Annotated in this window: 17 protein-coding genes; 10 read left to right on the top strand and 7 right to left on the bottom strand. The window is 71.8% G+C overall.

The window, feature by feature from the left end:
• The first annotated feature begins 93 nt into the window (after positions 1-93).
• Together ACIGJI_RS03910 and ACIGJI_RS03905 are read left to right on the top strand one after the other, a co-directional pair.
• Entirely contained in the window at positions 94-1,413 is a 1,320-nt protein-coding gene (locus tag ACIGJI_RS03910; RefSeq protein ID WP_060923227.1) for a hemolysin family protein, read from the top strand.
• Positions 1,410-2,471, top strand: coding sequence for a hemolysin family protein (locus ACIGJI_RS03905; protein ID WP_187663746.1), 1,062 nt, complete (start codon positions 1,410-1,412; stop codon positions 2,469-2,471). The genes ACIGJI_RS03910 and ACIGJI_RS03905 overlap by 4 nt, the downstream gene beginning before the upstream one ends.
• A gap of 59 nt (positions 2,472-2,530) precedes the next feature.
• On the opposite strand, the gene ACIGJI_RS03900 is transcribed toward ACIGJI_RS03905, so the two are convergent.
• Positions 2,531-3,598: an NADH:flavin oxidoreductase/NADH oxidase gene (locus ACIGJI_RS03900; protein WP_187663747.1), complete on the bottom strand. Its 1,068-nt coding sequence runs from the start codon at positions 3,596-3,598 to the stop codon at positions 2,531-2,533.
• 56 nt (positions 3,599-3,654) lie between these two features.
• Between ACIGJI_RS03900 and ACIGJI_RS03895 the strand changes: the two genes are divergently transcribed.
• Genes ACIGJI_RS03895 through ACIGJI_RS03875 form a run of 5 tightly spaced genes read left to right on the top strand, consistent with a single transcriptional unit; the run spans position 3,655 to position 7,911 of the window.
• The gene (locus ACIGJI_RS03895; protein ID WP_363444556.1) at positions 3,655-4,485 is read left to right on the top strand and encodes an ADP/ATP-dependent (S)-NAD(P)H-hydrate dehydratase; all 831 of its coding nucleotides are present in this window, start codon (positions 3,655-3,657) and stop codon (positions 4,483-4,485) included.
• Complete coding sequence (locus tag ACIGJI_RS03890; protein WP_363444553.1) at positions 4,482-5,720, top strand: hypothetical protein; 1,239 nt, start codon at positions 4,482-4,484, stop codon at positions 5,718-5,720. Before ACIGJI_RS03895 ends, ACIGJI_RS03890 begins: the two co-directional genes overlap by 4 nt.
• Positions 5,721-5,724: 4 nt before the next feature.
• The gene (locus tag ACIGJI_RS03885) at positions 5,725-6,057 is read left to right on the top strand and encodes a thiamine-binding protein (RefSeq protein WP_292796778.1); all 333 of its coding nucleotides are present in this window, start codon (positions 5,725-5,727) and stop codon (positions 6,055-6,057) included.
• A 9-nt stretch (positions 6,058-6,066) separates the two neighbouring features.
• Positions 6,067-7,296 (top strand): MFS transporter, encoded by a 1,230-nt coding sequence (locus ACIGJI_RS03880; protein WP_187663751.1) that lies wholly within the window; start codon positions 6,067-6,069, stop codon positions 7,294-7,296.
• A gap of 9 nt (positions 7,297-7,305) precedes the next feature.
• Positions 7,306-7,911: an NUDIX domain-containing protein gene (locus tag ACIGJI_RS03875; protein WP_292796774.1), complete on the top strand. Its 606-nt coding sequence runs from the start codon at positions 7,306-7,308 to the stop codon at positions 7,909-7,911.
• A gap of 6 nt (positions 7,912-7,917) precedes the next feature.
• On the opposite strand, the gene ACIGJI_RS03870 is transcribed toward ACIGJI_RS03875, so the two are convergent.
• A complete protein-coding gene (locus tag ACIGJI_RS03870; protein WP_363444549.1) occupies positions 7,918-9,123 on the bottom strand; it encodes a homoserine O-acetyltransferase in 1,206 nt (401 codons plus the stop codon).
• Positions 9,124-9,229: 106 nt separating this feature from the next.
• Positions 9,230-10,552: a bifunctional o-acetylhomoserine/o-acetylserine sulfhydrylase gene (locus tag ACIGJI_RS03865; RefSeq protein WP_259955127.1), complete on the bottom strand. Its 1,323-nt coding sequence runs from the start codon at positions 10,550-10,552 to the stop codon at positions 9,230-9,232.
• 159 nt (positions 10,553-10,711) lie between these two features.
• On the opposite strand from ACIGJI_RS03865, the gene ACIGJI_RS03860 reads away from it, so the two are divergent.
• Genes ACIGJI_RS03860 through ACIGJI_RS03850 form a run of 3 tightly spaced genes read left to right on the top strand, consistent with a single transcriptional unit; the run spans position 10,712 to position 12,829 of the window.
• Entirely contained in the window at positions 10,712-11,494 is a 783-nt protein-coding gene (locus ACIGJI_RS03860; RefSeq protein ID WP_187663755.1) for an SDR family oxidoreductase, read from the top strand.
• Positions 11,491-12,210, top strand: coding sequence for a uracil-DNA glycosylase (locus ACIGJI_RS03855; RefSeq protein ID WP_363444546.1), 720 nt, complete (start codon positions 11,491-11,493; stop codon positions 12,208-12,210). Before ACIGJI_RS03860 ends, ACIGJI_RS03855 begins: the two co-directional genes overlap by 4 nt.
• A 4-nt stretch (positions 12,211-12,214) precedes the next feature.
• Positions 12,215-12,829: an N-acetyltransferase family protein gene (locus tag ACIGJI_RS03850; RefSeq protein ID WP_366243925.1), complete on the top strand. Its 615-nt coding sequence runs from the start codon at positions 12,215-12,217 to the stop codon at positions 12,827-12,829.
• A 79-nt stretch (positions 12,830-12,908) separates the two neighbouring features.
• On the opposite strand, the gene ACIGJI_RS03845 is transcribed toward ACIGJI_RS03850, so the two are convergent.
• Genes ACIGJI_RS03845 through ACIGJI_RS03830 form a run of 4 tightly spaced genes read right to left on the bottom strand, consistent with a single transcriptional unit; the run spans position 12,909 to position 16,298 of the window.
• Positions 12,909-13,697, bottom strand: coding sequence for an ABC transporter ATP-binding protein (locus ACIGJI_RS03845; RefSeq protein ID WP_363444543.1), 789 nt, complete (start codon positions 13,695-13,697; stop codon positions 12,909-12,911).
• Complete coding sequence (locus ACIGJI_RS03840) at positions 13,694-14,485, bottom strand: ABC transporter ATP-binding protein (protein ID WP_187663759.1); 792 nt, start codon at positions 14,483-14,485, stop codon at positions 13,694-13,696. The genes ACIGJI_RS03845 and ACIGJI_RS03840 overlap by 4 nt, the downstream gene beginning before the upstream one ends.
• Entirely contained in the window at positions 14,482-15,351 is an 870-nt protein-coding gene (locus tag ACIGJI_RS03835) for an ABC transporter permease (RefSeq protein WP_363444540.1), read from the bottom strand. The genes ACIGJI_RS03840 and ACIGJI_RS03835 overlap by 4 nt, the downstream gene beginning before the upstream one ends.
• Positions 15,348-16,298, bottom strand: coding sequence for an ABC transporter permease (locus ACIGJI_RS03830; protein ID WP_363444537.1), 951 nt, complete (start codon positions 16,296-16,298; stop codon positions 15,348-15,350). The genes ACIGJI_RS03835 and ACIGJI_RS03830 overlap by 4 nt, the downstream gene beginning before the upstream one ends.

Genomic DNA, 16,298 nt, shown 5'->3' with positions numbered 1-16,298 from the left:
CCGCTTCTGTAGAATCGAGCGCACTATGGACGACCCTCCCAGTTGCCGAACATCGCCCCACCGTCCCGTTCTCTCCCCGGAGAGGAAGATCTGATGGACTACATCATGTTGGGCGTGGGGCTTCTGCTCACGGTCGGCACCGGCCTCTTCGTGGCGAGCGAGTTCGCCCTCGTGAACCTCGACCGCGCGGATCTGGAGGCGCGGCAGGCGCGCGGGGAGTCCCGCCTCTCCCTGACGATCAGCGCTCTCCGGCACACGTCGACGCATCTCTCGTCTGCACAGCTCGGCATCACGCTGACCACGCTGCTGACGGGATACACGATGGAGCCGGCGCTGTCGAACCTCCTGCGTCCCACGCTGGTCGCCTGGAACATCCCGGAAGCCGCCGTCGCCCCCATCGCGACCGTGGTGGCGATGTTCGTCGCGACGGTGCTCTCGATGATCCTCGGCGAGCTCGTCCCGAAGAACTTCGCGCTGGCGCTGCCCCTGGCCACGGCCAAGCTCGTCGTGCCCTTCCAGATCGCCTTCACGACGGTGTTCAAGCCGGCGGTGGTCGTGCTGAACGGCAGCGCCAACGGCGTGCTGCGCAGCATGGGCATCGAGCCCAAGGAGGAGCTCTCCGGCGCCCGCAGCGCGGAGGAGCTGTCGTCGCTCGTGCGACGGTCGGCGAGCGCCGGAGTTCTGGAGGCCGACACCGCCACGCTGCTGGACCGCACGCTCACCTTCTCCCGGCTCACGGCGGCGGACGTCATGACGGCGCGCCCGAGCATGCACGCGATCGCCGCCGGTGACTCCGTGGACGACGTGATCCAGCTCGCCCGGCGCACGGGCCACAGCCGCTTCCCGGTGTTCGACGAGGACCTCGACGACATCACCGGCGTCGTGCACCTCAAGGCCGCCATCTCGGTGCCGCGGGAGCGTCGCGCCGAGGTGCCCGTCGGCGCTCTCGCGACCGATCCGCTCCGCGTGCCGGAGACCGCGCATGTCGACGCGCTCATCTCGGACCTCCGCGGCCGGGGTTACCAGCTCGCGGTCGTCGTCGACGAGTACGGCGGGACCGCCGGCATCGTGACCCTGGAGGACCTCGTGGAGGAGCTCGTCGGCGAGGTCTCCGACGAGCACGACCGGACGAGGGCCGGGATCATCCGCAACCGCGACGGGGTGACCTTCCCCGGCGAGCTGCGCCCGGACGAGCTGCGCAGCCGCGCGGGCGTCGAGGTGCCGGAGGGCGATGTGTACGACACGGTCGGCGGCTACGTCATGAGCGTTCTGGAGCGTGTGCCTGTCGTCGGAGACGAGGTGCCCCTGGAGAGCGGCACGCTGCAGGTGGTCCGCATGGACGGACGCCGGGTGGATCGGGTGCGCTACGTCCCGAGACCGGATGCCGTCATCATCGAGGGGGTGTCCCTGTGAGCGATTGGGGAGGCCTCGCCTGGCTCGTCGTCCTGCTGGCGGCGAACGCGTTCTTCGTCGGCGCCGAGTTCGCGGTGATCTCCGCGCGGCGCTCGCAGATCGAGCCGAAGGCGGAGCGCGGCTCGCGTCCCGCCAAGACGGCGCTGTACGCCATGGAGCACGCGACGCTCATGCTCGCGACCTCGCAGCTCGGCATCACGATCTGCTCGCTGCTCATCCTGAACGTCTCGGAGCCCGCCATCCACCACCTGCTCGCCGTGCCGCTGCACGCCGTGGGCTGGTCGGATGGTGCGGTGGACGTCGTGTCGTTCACGATCGCGCTGCTCATCGTGTCGTTCCTGCACGTCGTGTTCGGCGAGATGGTGCCGAAGAACCTCGCGTTCTCGATTCCGGACCGGGCCGTGCTGCTCCTGGCGACGCCGCTGGTGTGGGTGTCGAAGGTGTTCATGCCGGTGATCTGGCTGCTGAACGCGGCGGCGAACGGTGTGCTGCGCCTGTTCCGGGTGGAGCCGAAGAACGAGGCGGCGTCGACCTTCACGCTCGATGAGGTGGCGACGATCGTCAGTCAGTCGCGCCGGGAGGGCGTGCTCATGGACACCGCGGGCACGGTGACGGCCGCGGTGGAGTTCACCGACAAGAAGGCGCGCGACGTGGCCGTGCCGCTGAGCGACCTGGTCACACTGCCGCAGACGACCACGCCGGACGACATCGAGAAGGCGGTGGCCCGCTACGGGTTCTCGCGCTACGTGATCGTCGACGACGAGGACGTCCCGATCGGCTACGTCCACCTCAAGGACATCCTGCGGGCCTCCGAGGGACCGGACGCCGAAGCCAAGGTGCTCGAGCCGATCCCCGGCAAGCGCATCCATCACATGGTGCCCGTGCAGGAGGACACCGACCTGGAGGACGCCCTCGCCGTCATGCGACGTGCGGGCCGTCACCTGGCCAAGGTCCGCGACGCGCGGGGGGAGACAACCGCCGTGCTGTTCCTGGAGGACATCCTCGAGGAGCTCGTCGGCGAGGTGCAGGACGCGACCCGTCGCGTCCGCGGTCACTGACGTCGCGACACGCGAAGGCCGCCGGCTCCCACGGGAACCGGCGGCCTTCGTCGTGGGCGTCAGCGCCAGTGCGCCCGCTCGTACTGCGGCGGCCAGGCGACCTCGGCCCCCAGCTCGTGCGCGGCGCGGAGCGCGAAGTGCGGGTCGCGCAGCCACTCCCGTCCGGCGAAGATCGCGTCGGCCGCGCCGTCGGCGAGCACCTGTTCGGCCTGCGCGGCCGCGGTGATGAGGCCGACGGCCGACACCGGGATCCGCCCGCCCTGGCGGACGGTCTCGGCCAGCGGGACCTGGTAACCGGGGGAGACGCTGATGCGCTGGTGCGCGACGAGGCCGCCGCTGGAGACGTCGATGAGGTCGGCGCCGTGCGCGGTCGCCCAGGTGCCGACCGTCGCGGCCTCCTCGGGCGTGAACCCGCCCTCGGCGTGATCGGTCGCCGAGATGCGGACGAACAGCGGCACGTCGTCGCCGGCCGTCTCGCGCACCGCGTCCACGACGCGCAGCAGCAGCCGGGCCCGGTTCTCCAGCGAGCCGCCGTACTCGTCCTCACGGAGGTTGGACAGCGGCGACAGGAACTGGTGCAGGAGGTAGCCGTGGGCGCCGTGGATCTCGATGACGTCGAATCCGGCCTCCCGCGCCCGCCGGGTCGCGGCGGCGAACCCGTCGACCACGCGGTCGATGCCCGCCGCGTCCAGCGCGACCGGCGCGGCGAACCCCTCGTAGGCCACGGCCGACGGTGCGGTGGTCGTCCATCCGCCCTCGGCGGCGGGGACCGTGCCGCGCTCGTCCGCCCACGGCCACCAGGTCGAGGCCTTCCGCCCGGCGTGCGCGAGCTGGATGCCCGCTGCCGCCCCTCGGTCGTGGATCGCCCGGACGATCGGGGCCAGGGCGTCGCGCTGCGCGTCGTCCCACAGCCCGAGGTCGCGGGGAGAGATGCGCCCCTCCGGCACGACGGCCGTGGCTTCGGCCACGATGAGTCCGGCGCCCCCCGAAGCGAACTGCGCGAGGTGGGTGTGGTGCCACTCCTGCGCGACGCCGTCGATGGCGCTGTACATGCACATGGGGGACACCCAGAGGCGGTTGCGGAACGTGGTGGACCGGATGGTCAGCGGGGAGAAGAGAAGACTCACCGTTCGACGGTACCGCCGACGCGGACGGGACAGGGCCGTCGGGCTAACGTGGAGTCATGAGCGACGTGCGCGAGTGGTCCCGCAACGACGCGGCGCGGTTCTTCCGCGCTCCGACCGTCGAGGACGACAAGTACTCGCGGGGCGTCGTGGGGGTGCGCACGGGATCGGCCGCCTACCCCGGCGCCGCGGTGCTCGGCGTCGAAGCCGCCTGGCGCACCGGTGCCGGGTTCGTCCGCTACGTGGGCGCGCCGTCGGCGGTCGCGGCGGTGCTCTCGCGGCGCCCGGAGACCGTCGGCGGGCCGGATGCCGGACGCACGCGGGTCGGTGCCTGGGTGATCGGCTCCGGGACCGACCCGGACGACCGGAGCGCGACGGAGGCGCAGGCACTGCGGGAGATCGTCGGCGGCGACGTCCCCGTGGTCATCGACGCCGGAGCGCTCGATCTGGCGCCGACCGCACGCGCCCCGTTCGTCGCCACGCCGCACGGCCGGGAGTTCGCGCGGCTGCGGGAGCGCATCGGCATCGACGGGGCCTCGGACGATCTCGCAGACGTCCGCGCCGTGTCCGCCGCGATCGACGGCGTGGTGCTGCGCAAGGGCGCGCGCACCGTGCTCGCCGCACCCGACGGCACGCTGATCGCCGTCGAGGCGGGAACGGGCTGGCTCGCGACGGCGGGCACGGGCGACGTGCTCGGCGGGATCGTCGCCGCCGTGATCGCCGCGAATCCGGGCAGCCCGCTCGTCGAGTCCGCTGCGGCGGCCGTCTGGCTGCACGGGCACGCCGCCCGCCTCGCCGCCGCGGCGACCGCGGGCGCGAGCGGCCATCCGATCGTCGCGCTCGACGTCGCGGAGACGCTGCCCCGCGCGGTCGCGGACCTCCTGTCGTGAGGACCTCGACCCGGAGGAGCGCGCTCGCCCTGTGGATCGCCTTCCTCCTCGTCCACCTCATGACCGCGTGGCTGGGCTGGGTCTACCCGAGCCAGCCCATGGGGGACGTCGTGCTCGTGTACGAGCCCTGGGCCACCGCGGCGTGGAGCGGCGGGGAGGTCGTGGGCGTCACGGAGTCCTGGGTGTATCCGCAGCTCGCGCTCCTGCCGATGATGCTCGCGGCCGGGCTCGCCGCACCGTTCCTCCCGCTGCTCGGCGTCTCCGGCGCCTACCTCATCGGCTGGGCACTGCTGGTGACGGCGCTCGACGCCCTGGCGTTCGCCGTCCTCGTCGGGCGCGGACGCGTCCGGGCGCGTCGGACAGCCGCGTGGTTCTGGTGTGCGGCGCTGCTGCTCCTCGGACCCATCGCGCTGTACAGGATCGATGCCGTGACCGTGCCCCTCGCCGTCGTCGCCGGTCTGTGGCTGGTCAGCCGCCCCACCATCGCCGCGGCGCTGCTGACGGTCGGCGCCTGGATCAAGATCTGGCCCGGTGCGCTCCTCCTCGCGGCGGTCGTGGCCGGGAGGGCGCGGCTGCGGATGCTCCTGGCCGCCGCGGGGGTCACCGCCGGTGTGGTGGTGGCGCTCCTGCTGCTCGGCGCCGACACCGAGATCCTCGGCTTCCTCACCGCACAGACCGGCCGGGGGCTCCAGATCGAGGCGGTCGCCGCGACGCCGTTCCTCTGGATGGCCGTGACAGGGGCCGCCCGCATCGAGTACAGCTACGACATCCTCACCTTCCAGATCGTCGCTCCGGGCGCGGAGGTCGTCTCCACGGTCCTCACCCCGCTCCTCGCGCTCGCCGTGGTCGTCGTCGCCGTCGTCGGCGGGGTCAAGGCCGCGCGAGGCGCGTCGTTCGCGCGACTCTTCCCGCCGCTGGCCCTGCTGCTGGTGACGGTGCTCATCGCTCTGAACAAGGTCGGCTCGCCGCAGTTCCAGACCTGGTTGCTGGCGCCCGTGATCCTGTGGCTCGTGCTCGACCGCCGCCGCGCGCAGGCCGCCGCGGCGCTCGTGCTCGCGCTGTGCCTGCTCACCTGTCTCGTGTATCCGCTGAGCTACGACGGGCTGCTGCGGGCCGAAGCCGCCCCGGTCCTGCTGCTCACGATGCGCAACGCGCTGCTCGTCGTCCTCGCCGTCGTGAGCGCCGTCGCGCTCGCGCGGGTCCCCGTCGTCCGCCGTCCCCGAACCCAGGAGTGAACCCATGTTGATCGCCTTCTCCGTCGCCCCCAGCGGCGCGCCCGTCGATGGCGCCGACCGCAGCGATGCCTCCGTGCACGATGCGGTGGCCGCCGCGGTGCGCGTCGTCCGCGCTTCGGGGCTCCCGCACCGCACGACGAGCATGTTCACCGAGATCGAGGGGCCCGACTGGGACACCGTGATGGATGTGGTCAAGCGGGCGACCGAGGCGGTCATGCCGTACGGATCGCGGGTGTCCCTCGTCCTCAAGGCGGACATCCGTCCCGGCTACACGGGGGAGCTCGACGCCAAGGTCGAGCGCCTGGAGGCGGCGATCGAGGAGTCCGACGACCGGTAAGCTGAACCGGTGAATCCCTCGACACCTTCGAGGGGTGCGGCGAAGTGGGCGCTCCTCTCCCTCGCCATCGGCAGCTTCGGCATCGGCATGACCGAGTTCGTCGTCATGGGCCTGTTGCCGAACATCGCCGCCGATCTCCTCCCGTCCGTCTGGGCGTCGAGCCAGGAGGAGGCGCTGAGCCAGGCCGGCTGGCTGATCTCGCTGTACGCGCTCGGCGTAGTCATCGGCGCCCCGACCATCGCCGGCTTCGTCGCCCGCTATCCGCGGCACCGGGTGATGATCGTGCTCGCCCTGGCGTTGACGGTGTTCAATGCGCTCACCGTGGTGCTGCCGACGTTCGAGCTCGTCGGGGTGTCGCGCTTCCTCGCCGGGCTCCCGCACGGTGCGTATTTCGGCATCGGCGCGCTCGTCGCCGCCGACGTGATGGGACCGGGCAACCGTGCCAAGGGCGTCGCGTTCATCCTCACCGGACTCACGGTCGCCAACGTCATCGGGGTGCCGCTGGGTACCTTCCTCGGTCAGGCATGGGGCTGGCGCGCGGCCTTCGCCGTCGTCGCGCTCGTGTTCGCGCTCGCCACCGTCTTCATCGCGCTGTTCGTGCCCGCACACCCGGGGAACCCCGGACGCACGATGCGGGCCGAGCTCGGAGTGTTCCGCATCGGTCAGGTGTGGTTCACGCTCGGCGTCGGGGCGATCGGGTTCGGCGGGTTCTTCGCCGTCTACAGCTACATCGCCCCGCTCGTGACGGAGGTCGCCGGATCGCCGGACTGGGTCGTGCCGATCGTGCTCGTGCTCATGGGGCTCGGCATGACCGGCGGGAACCTCGTCGGCGGTCACCTCGCCGACATCGACCTCCGCCGCACGCTGCTGCTCGGTCTCGCCGCGATGGCGGTCGTGTTCGCTCTGCTCGCCGTGCTCTCGTTCTGGATCGTGAGCCTGAGCCTCGTCGTCGTGCTCGTCGGGTTCGTCTCGTCCGTGCTGAGCCCGACGATCCAGACCCGGCTGATGGACGTGGCCGGCGACAACCAGTCCATCGCGGCGGCCATGAACCACTCCGCCCTGAACATCGGCAACAGCCTCGGCGCCTTCCTCGGCGGCATCGTGATCGCGGTCGGCTGGGGCTTCACGGCGCCGGCGTGGACCGGCGCCGTGCTCGCAGTGGCCGGTCTCCTCATCGCACTGGTGTCCTACCGCGTGGAGGCGCGGCGGGTCGCGCAGACGCCGGTCCTCGCGTCGTAGAGTGACGGGGTGACCACCCCCGACGAGGACCTCCCGCTCGCCGGCACCGTCGTGCTGCTGCGGCCCGCCGCCGACGGCTTCCAGGTGCTGCTGCTGCGCCGTCCGTCGCGAGGCTCGTTCGCAGACGCCTGGGTCTTCCCCGGCGGGAAGGTCGAGCCGGGGGACCGTCAGCCGGGCGCTGCAGAGGTCGACGACGCGCGTCGCGCCGCCGCCAGGGAGACCGCGGAGGAGGTCGGACTGACGGCGCGCGATCTGGTGCCGCTGTCGGAGTGGCGTCCGCCGGCGGAGGCGCCGGTCCGGATCCGCACCTGGTTCTTCCTCGCCCTCGCGCCGGACGCCGAACCGTCGCCGTCCGCCGACGAGGTCGTCGAGCTCGCCTGGGTGTCACCCGCCGAGGCTCTCGCCCGTCACGCGTCAGGAGAGTGGCGACTCTTCCCGCCGACTTGGCTCACACTGCACCGACTCTCCGCCTTCGCCGATGTCGATGCGGCGCTGGCCTCCGGCGGGGCTGTCGAGCTGTTCCAGACACAGGTGCGCGATGAGGGCCGGGCGTTCGGCTGGGCACAGGGGACCCTCCACGCCCACACCCTGCCGTGGCGGTTCGATCCGGTGTGACGCGGCTCAGGCGTCGAGCAGACGCCGTAGGTGCGCGCCGACGGCCTCGGTCTCGATGAGGAAGCCGTCGTGGCCGAAGTCGCTCGTGAGCACCACCGCTTCGCCGTCGAGCACGTTCGCGATGCTCCGCGCGATCCGCTGCTGCCCGTCGACGGGGAAGAGGCGGTCGCTGTCGATGCCGAGGACGAGGGTCTTCGCGGTCACCGCCTTCAGGGCCTCCTCGACGCCGCCGCGGCCGCGACCGACGTCATGCGAGTTCATCGCCTCGACGAGGGTGACGTAGCTGTTCGCATCGAAGCGCCGCGTGAACTTGTTGCCATGGAAGTCGAGGTACGACTCCACCGCGAAGCGCCCGCCGTGGCCGAGCGGCGACACGTCGGACTGCCAGGAGCGCTGGAACCGCTGGTTGAGCTCGATCGGGCTGCGGTAGTTCAGCAGAGCCATGCGGCGGGCGAGGGCGAGGCCGCGATGCGGACCGTCGCCGTCCGCGAGGTCGTAGTACTCGCCGCCCTGGTAGCGCGGGTCCATGCGGATGGTCTCCAGCTGCACGGTGTTGAGCGCGATCTGGTCGGCGGTGGTGACCGGGGGAGAGGAGAGCACCGCGAGCCGCTGCACCCGGTCGGGCTGCGACACGGCCCACTCGAGCGCATGCATGCCGCCCATCGAGCCGCCGATCACCGCCGCCCAGCTGTCGATGCCGAGCGCGTCGGCCAGGCGCACCTGCGCGGCGACCTGGTCGCGGATGGTGAGGTAGGGGAAGCGCGACGCCCACTCGTAGCCGTCCGGGGCGATGCTTGCCGGCCCCGTCGATCCCTGGCAGCCGCCGAGCATGTTCGGCGCGATCACGAACCACTCGTCGGTGTCGAGCGGCGCACCGGGGCCGACGACGTCCTCCCACCAGCCGGCGGTCGGGTGGCCGGCGCCGGCCTCGCCGCGCACATGGCTGTCGCCGGTGAGGGCGTGCAGGACGAGCACCGCGTTGTCGCGGGCGGCGTTCAACTCGCCCCAGCTCTCGTAGGCGAGGCGGATGCCGGGAAGCTGTGCTCCGCTCTCCGCGGTGAAGGCGCCGAACGCGGCGAAGCGGCGGCCGCCGACGGGATCGCCGTCCCGCCAGGCGCCGGTGGCCGGCGGGCGGGCACGGAGCAGCCGGACGTCGGCCTCCGTCACCGGTGCCGACGGCACCGTGTCCTCGGAGGTCGTCTGCCAGTCCATGTCTCCATTCTCGCCTGGCCGGTGGGTCTCGGCCCGCAGGTTACGACACGGGCACGACGAAGGCCCCGAGCCGTGCGGTCCGGGGCCTTCGTGGAGGGCGTGCGGGTCAGGCGCGCGCGGCCTCCGAGACGGCACGCGCGGCGGCGAGCGCCTGGTCCAGATCCGCCTTGAGGTCCTCGATGTTCTCGAGGCCCACGGACAGGCGCACGAGGCCGGGGGTCACACCCGCGGTGAGCTGCTGCTCAGGCGTGAGCTGGGCGTGCGTCGTGGAGGCCGGGTGGATGACGAGCGAGCGCACGTCGCCGATGTTGGCGAGGTGGCTGAACAGGGAGAGGCTGTTGACGAACTCGCGTCCGGCCTCGACACCGCCCTTGAGCTCGAACGACAGCACGGCGCCGACGCCCTTCGGGGCGTACTCGTTCGCCGTGGCGTACCAGGGCGAGGAGGGAAGGCCGGAGTAGTTGACCCCGGCCACGTCGTCGCGGCTGTCCAGCCACTCGGCGATCTCCTGGGCGTTCTGCACGTGGCGCTCGATGCGCAGCGACAGCGTCTCGACACCCTGGATGAGGTTCCACGCGCTCTGCGGGGCGATGGCCGAGCCGAGGTCGCGGAGCAGCTGCACGCGGGCCTTGATGATGTAGGCGAGCGGGTCGCCGACTGCGGCCGTGTAGCTGGCGCCGTGGTACGACGGGTCCGGCTCGGTGAGCCCGGGGAACTTCTCGACGTTCTCCGACCACGCGAACGAACCGCCGTCGATCACGACGCCGCCGATCGTGGTGCCGTGGCCGCCGAGGAACTTCGTGATCGAGTGGACGACGATGTCGGCGCCGTGCTCGAACGGACGGATCAGGTACGGCGTCGCGATGGTGTTGTCGACGATCAGCGGGACGCCGTTCTCGTGGGCGATGTCGGCGACCGTGCGGATGTCGAGCACGTTGATCTGCGGGTTGCCGATCGTCTCCGCGAAGAAGAGCTTCGTGTTCGGACGGACGGCGCGGCGCCACTCCTCCGGGTCGTCCTGGTTCTCGACGAAGGTGACCTCGATGCCGAGCTTGGCCAAGGTGTACTTGAACAGGTTGTAGGTGCCGCCGTAGATCGAGCTCGACGCGACGAAGTGGTCGCCGGCCTGCGCGATGTTGAGGATCGCGAAGGTCGAGGCGGCCTGGCCGCTGGAGAGGACGAGGGCGCCGGTGCCCCCTTCGAGCGCGGCGAGGCGCTGCTCCAGGACGTCCTGGGTCGGGTTCTGGATGCGGGTGTAGATGTTGCCGAACTCGGCGAGCGCGAAGAGGTTCGCGGCGTGGTCGGCGCTGTCGAACACGTAGGACGTGGTCTGGTAGATCGGTGTCGCCCTGGCCTTGGTGACGGGGTCGGGGGCGGCGCCCGAGTGGATCTGCTTGGTCTCGAAACGCCAGGTCTCGGGTGCGGACATGTGTTCCCCCTGGAACGGTCGGAAGGTCGGATGGGCTGGTGCCCTTGCAGCGAGAGTACGGAATATCGCGCCGTGTCAACAGCGACCGGGAAATGTGACGTAACACGGCGTGCGGCCCGGAACGGGCGGAACCCGCGCGGACATCGTACGGTGGAGGACATGGCCAACAGACGTGCAGTGGTGACAGGTGCGAGTTCCGGGATCGGTCAGGCGACGGTGCGGGTGCTGCGGGCGCGGGGGTGGGACGTCGTCGGCGTCGCGCGCCGTGCGGACCGCCTCGCCGCTCTCTCCGCCGAGACAGGGGCGTCGACCATCGCCTGCGACCTGACCGACGACGCCGCGGTGACGGCGCTCGTCGGAGAGCTGGAGCGCACGGGCCCGGTCCACGCCCTCGTCCAGGTCGCGGGCGGCGCGCGGGGGACCGACCGCGTCGAGGACGCCGCGCTCGCCGACTGGCAGTGGATGTACGACGCGAACGTGCTCGCCACGCAGCGCCTCGTGGCGGGGCTGCTGCCGCTGCTGCGTCGCACCGCGGACGCGGACGGTCACGCCGACCTCCTCTTCGTGACCTCGACGGCTGCGCAGACCGCCTACCCGGGTGGTGCGGGGTACAACGCGGCGAAGGCTGCGGAGGCGATGCTCGTCCGGGCGCTGCGACAGGAGCTGAACGGCGAGCCCCTCCGCGTGGCCGAGGTCGCTCCGGGCATGGTGCACACCGAGGAGTTCACGCTGAACCGGCTCGGGGGCGACGCCGTCGCGGCGGAGGCCGTGTACTCGGGCGTCGAGGCGCCCCTCCGCGCCGAGGATGTGGCGGACGTCATCGCCTATGCCCTGGAGGCCCCCGCTCACGTGAACCTCGACCTCATCACGATGCGGCCGGTCGCCCAGTCGGCGCAGCACCTGCTCGCGCGGGGACCGCTGCGGGTCCGGCCCGTCGAGTGACCGGAGGACGTGCCCTCGCCGAGCTCGCGGACGAGGGACTGATCGACGCGGGGTGGGCGGAGGCGCTGGCCCCGGTGCAGGACACCATCACGGCGCTCGGGGAGCGGCTGCGCGCCGAGCAGGCCGCGGGTCACGGGTACCTTCCCGCGGGACCGAACGTGCTGCGGGCCTTCCAGCGACCGCTCGCCGATGTCCGGGTGCTCATCACGGGTCAGGACCCCTACCCGACCCCCGGCCACCCGATCGGGCTGTCGTTCGCCGTCGACCGCGACGTGCGCCCCTTGCCGCGGAGCCTGATGAACATCTACAAGGAGCGCGAAGCGGACCTCGGGCTGTCGCCCGCGCCGCACGGCGACCTCACGGCGTGGAGCGATCAGGGCGTGCTGCTGCTGAACCGCGTCCTGACGGTCCGCCCCGGAGCCGCGGCCTCCCACCGCGGCTGGGGGTGGGAGCAGGTGACGGAGCTCGCGATCCGCACCCTCGTCGCGCGCGACCAGCCGCTCGTCGCGATCCTCTGGGGGCGTGACGCGGCGAACCTTCAGCCTCTCCTCGGTGACACCCCGGTGATCGCCTCGGCGCATCCGTCCCCGCTCTCCGCCAGCCGCGGCTTCTTCGGCTCCCGCCCCTTCTCCCGCGCGAACGCGCTCCTGGAAGAGCTCGGCGGCGCTCCGGTGGACTGGAGGGTGGAGGGTGAGGGGCCCGGCTCCCTAAGCTGAGCCCATGCAGTTCGAGCCCGGGGACCGTCGTCGCGTTCTCCCGCGTCATCTGCGACCGGCCGCCGCGCCGGACACGTTCTCGTACGCGATCCGCCCCGCCAGGGCCGTAGATCTCCCGCACGTGCGCGAGATCTACAACCACTTCGTCAGCAACTCGGCCGTCACTCTGGACGAGCGCCGCAGCAGCATCCCGTACTGGAGAGACAAGTTCGCGCTCCTGGAGCGGCTCGGGCTGCCTTTCCTCGTGGCGGTGTCGCCCTCCGGCGCGATCCTCGGCTATGCCCTCGCGCAGCCGTGGGCCGGGAAGAACGCCTACCGGTACACGGTGGAGGACTCCATCTACCTCGGGCCGGGCGCGGCGGGGAAGGGACTCGGCTCCGCTCTCCTGCAGGCCCTGATCGACGCTTGCGAACAGCGCGGGCTGCGCGAGATGGTCGCCGTCGTCAGCGATCAAGGGGCGGACGCCTCGATCCGGCTGCACGAGAAGCTCGGCTTCGAGGAGGCCGGGCGCATGGGGCGGCTCGGCCGGAAGTTCGGTCGTGACCTGGGCACCGTCTACCTGCGCCGAGCCCTGCGCCCGTCCCGCCCCCGCCGTCGCCTCTCGCTCTTCCCGCGCTGACCCACCCCTTTGTGTGCGCCCCGGCCCCTTGCGGACGCGCGCAACGGGGTGGGAGGCACGCAAGGGGGTGGGTCGACGATCAGGCGTCGGGGATGACGGGGATCGCGGAAAGCAACGTGCGGGTGTAGTCCGCCGATGGGTGCAGAAGGACGTCGCGGGTCGGACCCCGCTCGACGATGCGGCCGTCCTTCATGACGACGACCGTGTCGCAGAGGTTCTGCACCACACCGATGTCATGGGACACGAGCAGCAGCGTGAACTCGTCCGCGACCCGCAGCTCCGTGAGGAGCTCGAGGATCTGCGCGCGCACCGTGACGTCCAGCGCCGACAGTGGTTCGTCGCCGACGAGGATCCGCGGACGATGGACGAGCGCGCGGGCGAGGGCGATCCGCTGCCGCTGCCCGCCGGAGAACTCGTGCGGATAGCGGTCGCCCATCTCGGGGTCGAGGCCGACCTGGGCGATGACCTCTCGTACCCTGGCGCGATGATCTCCGTCGATGCCGAGTGCCCACAGCGGCTCCCGCACGATCTGCCCGGCCGTCATCCGGGGGTCGAGGGAGGCGTAGGGGTCCTGGAAGACGAGTCCGGTCTGCCGGCGCAACCAGTGCAGCGATCGTGCGGAGGCAGTGGCATCGACGGTCCGGCCGTCTACCGACACGCTCCCCGCGGTCGGACGGTCGAGCCCGAGCAGGAGCCGCACGAGGGTCGACTTCCCGGATCCGGACTCGCCGATGATCCCGACGGAGGCGCCCTCGGCGACGTCGAGATCGGTCGGCTCCAGCGCCGTCTGCCGCCGTGTGCGCTCGAACGCCGTCCGTTTCGGCAGGACGAAGTCCCGCCGCAGCCCTCGTGCTTCGATCAGGCTCATGCCGTGCCTCCGTCGGGGCGCCACAGCGTCGCGGTCGCGTCCCGCAGCAGGCCCTGCGTGACCGGCGAGGAGGGCGCGGTCAGCAGCCGCGACACCGGGGCGCTCTCGACGACGCGACCGTGCTCCAGCACCACGCCCGCGGTCGCCACCTGGGACAGCACCGCGAGGTCGTGCGTGATGAACAGCAGCGACATGCCCTCGTCGGCCACGAGCCGGAGCAGCAGCGACAGGATCTCCGCCTGGATCGTCACGTCCAGGGCGGTCGTGGGTTCGTCCGCGATCAGCAGCCGCGGACGGCAGGCGAGGGCCATCGCGATCGCCACGCGCTGCCGCTGACCCCCGGAGAGCTGGTGCGGGTACCGGTCGACGATGGTCTCCGGGTCGGGAAGCCGGACGCGGGCGGCTTCGGCGATCGCCCGGTCGCGCGCCTCGCGCCGCCCGAGGCCCTCGTGGATGCGGATGGATTCCGCGATCTGGCGGCCGACGGTGCGGATCGGGTTGAGCGCGGTCCGCGGCTCCTGGAAGACGATGCCGATGTCGTCGCCGCGCAGTCGGGCGAGATCGCGGTCCGGCATCCCGATCAGCTCGGTGTCGTCCCACCGGATGCTCCCGTGCGCTGTCGCCCCGTCCGGCAGGAGCCCGAGGACGGCGAGCGCGGTGAGGGACTTGCCGGAGCCCGACTCGCCGATCACGCCGAGGCGCGCGCCGTCGGGCACCTGGAACGACACGCCGTCGACGACGCGCCGTCCGTCGATCTCGATGACGAGATCCTCGACCGTCAGACTCATGCGACCACCGCCGGTGTGTGCGTCTCGGCGGCGCGGTGCCGCAGCGTGGGATCCGTGGCCTCGCGGAGCCCGTCGCCGAGCAGGTTGAGGGCGAGCACGGTGAGGGTGATGGTGAGTCCGGGCCAGATCACCGTGAGGGGATGCACACCGATGTAACGCTGCAGATCGGCGAGCAGCAGCCCCCAGCTGGGCTCCACGACCGAAGCGCCGAACCCGAGGTAGGACAGGCCGGCCTCCGCGAGGACGGCCACGGCCATCGACCACGACAGCTGCACGATGAACACCGGCGCCACATTCGGGAGGAGGTGACGGACGAGGTTCTGCGCGGGGGTGAGGCCGGACGCGCGCGCCGCGAGCACGAAGTCGCTCTGCTGTACGCGGCGCAGCTCCGGACGCGTGACCCGCGCGATGTTCACGCCGAACCCGATCCCCACCGCCCAGATCACGACCCAGAGCGAACCGCCCCACACCGACGAGATCATCATCGCGATCAGCAGCACGGGGAAGGCGATGAGGATGTCGACGAGCACGGCCACCGTCTCCCGGACGAGGCGGGTGGTCAGGGCGCCGAGGGCGGCGAGGGCGATGCCCACGAGCGTCGCGACGAGTCCGGCACCCACGCTGACGAACACGGTCGTCCGCGCCCCGGCCATGAGCAGGCTCAGGATGTCGCGACCGGTGTCGTCCGTGCCGAGCAGGTGCGGCCAGCTCGGCGGCAGCCAGCGGTCGCCGATGTTCGAGGCCCGCGGGTCGAACGGCGTCCAGAAGAGCGACACGACGGCCGCCAGCGCGACGACGGCGATGACGATCAGCCCGAAGCGACCGGTCGAGGTCCGCCACAGCCGGGGGAACCAGCGCGCGCTCATGCGGCCTCCCGCTGTCGAGGATCGATCGCCCGGTGCAGCAGATCCACGAGGAAGCCGACCACCAGCACGAAGCCGGTCAGCACGAGCAGCTCGCTCTGCACCTTGACGAGATCCCTGGTGCCGACGTCGGTCACGAGCATGCGGCCGATGCCCGGAAGCGTGAACAACTGCTCGATCACGACCGAGCCGACGATGATCCCGGCGACCTGGAGGCCGAGGACCGTGATGATGGAGAGCCCGACCGCGGGGATGCCGTGCTGGATGAGGGCGCGGGTCTTGGTCAGTCCCTTGGCGGCCGCGGTGCGGACGAAGTCCTGCCCGGCCGCCTGCAGGGTCGCGCTGCGCACGAAGCGCATGAGCATGGCCCCCTCGACGATGCCGATGGTGAGGGCGGGCAGCAGCAGCGCCTCGATCGCCCTGCCCGGCGTGGACCATCCGGTGCGGGGGAAGCCCTGGGGCGGCAGCCAGCCGAGCCACACGGAGAACACCACGATCAGCATCATGCCCGCCCAGACGACGGGCACCGCCGCGAGCGCCTGCGCGCCGACGCTGAGGGCGGTACCGTCGCGATGGCCGCGCCGCAGGGCGGCGAGGATCCCGAAGGGGACGGCGATCAGCACGGCGATCGCCAGCGACATGATCCCGAGCGGGACGGTCACCTGCGCCTTCAGCAGGAGCTCCTCGCCGACGGATGCGCCGGACAGCAACGACGTGCCGAGGTCGCCCCGGAGGATGCCGGCGATCCAGTCGGTGTACTGCTCGAGCAGGGGCTGGTTCAGGCCCAGTGACTCCCGCAGGGCCTCGACCTCGGCGGGCGAGGCCTGCGTGCCGGCGATCAGCTGCGCGACGTCGCCGGGGAAGACCCGCAGCGTGAGGAAGATGAGCGCGCTCGACACGAGGAGCCCCGCGATCAGCAGGGCCCCTCGGACGAGCGCGTAACGCAGCAC

It is taken from the genome of Microbacterium sp. NPDC064978, assembly GCF_044543605.1.
GTDB classification, from domain to species: Bacteria; Actinomycetota; Actinomycetes; order Actinomycetales; family Microbacteriaceae; genus Microbacterium; species Microbacterium meiriae.
The sequence above is the reverse complement of the archived record's forward strand: the minus strand, read 5'-3'. Positions and strand labels throughout refer to the sequence as shown.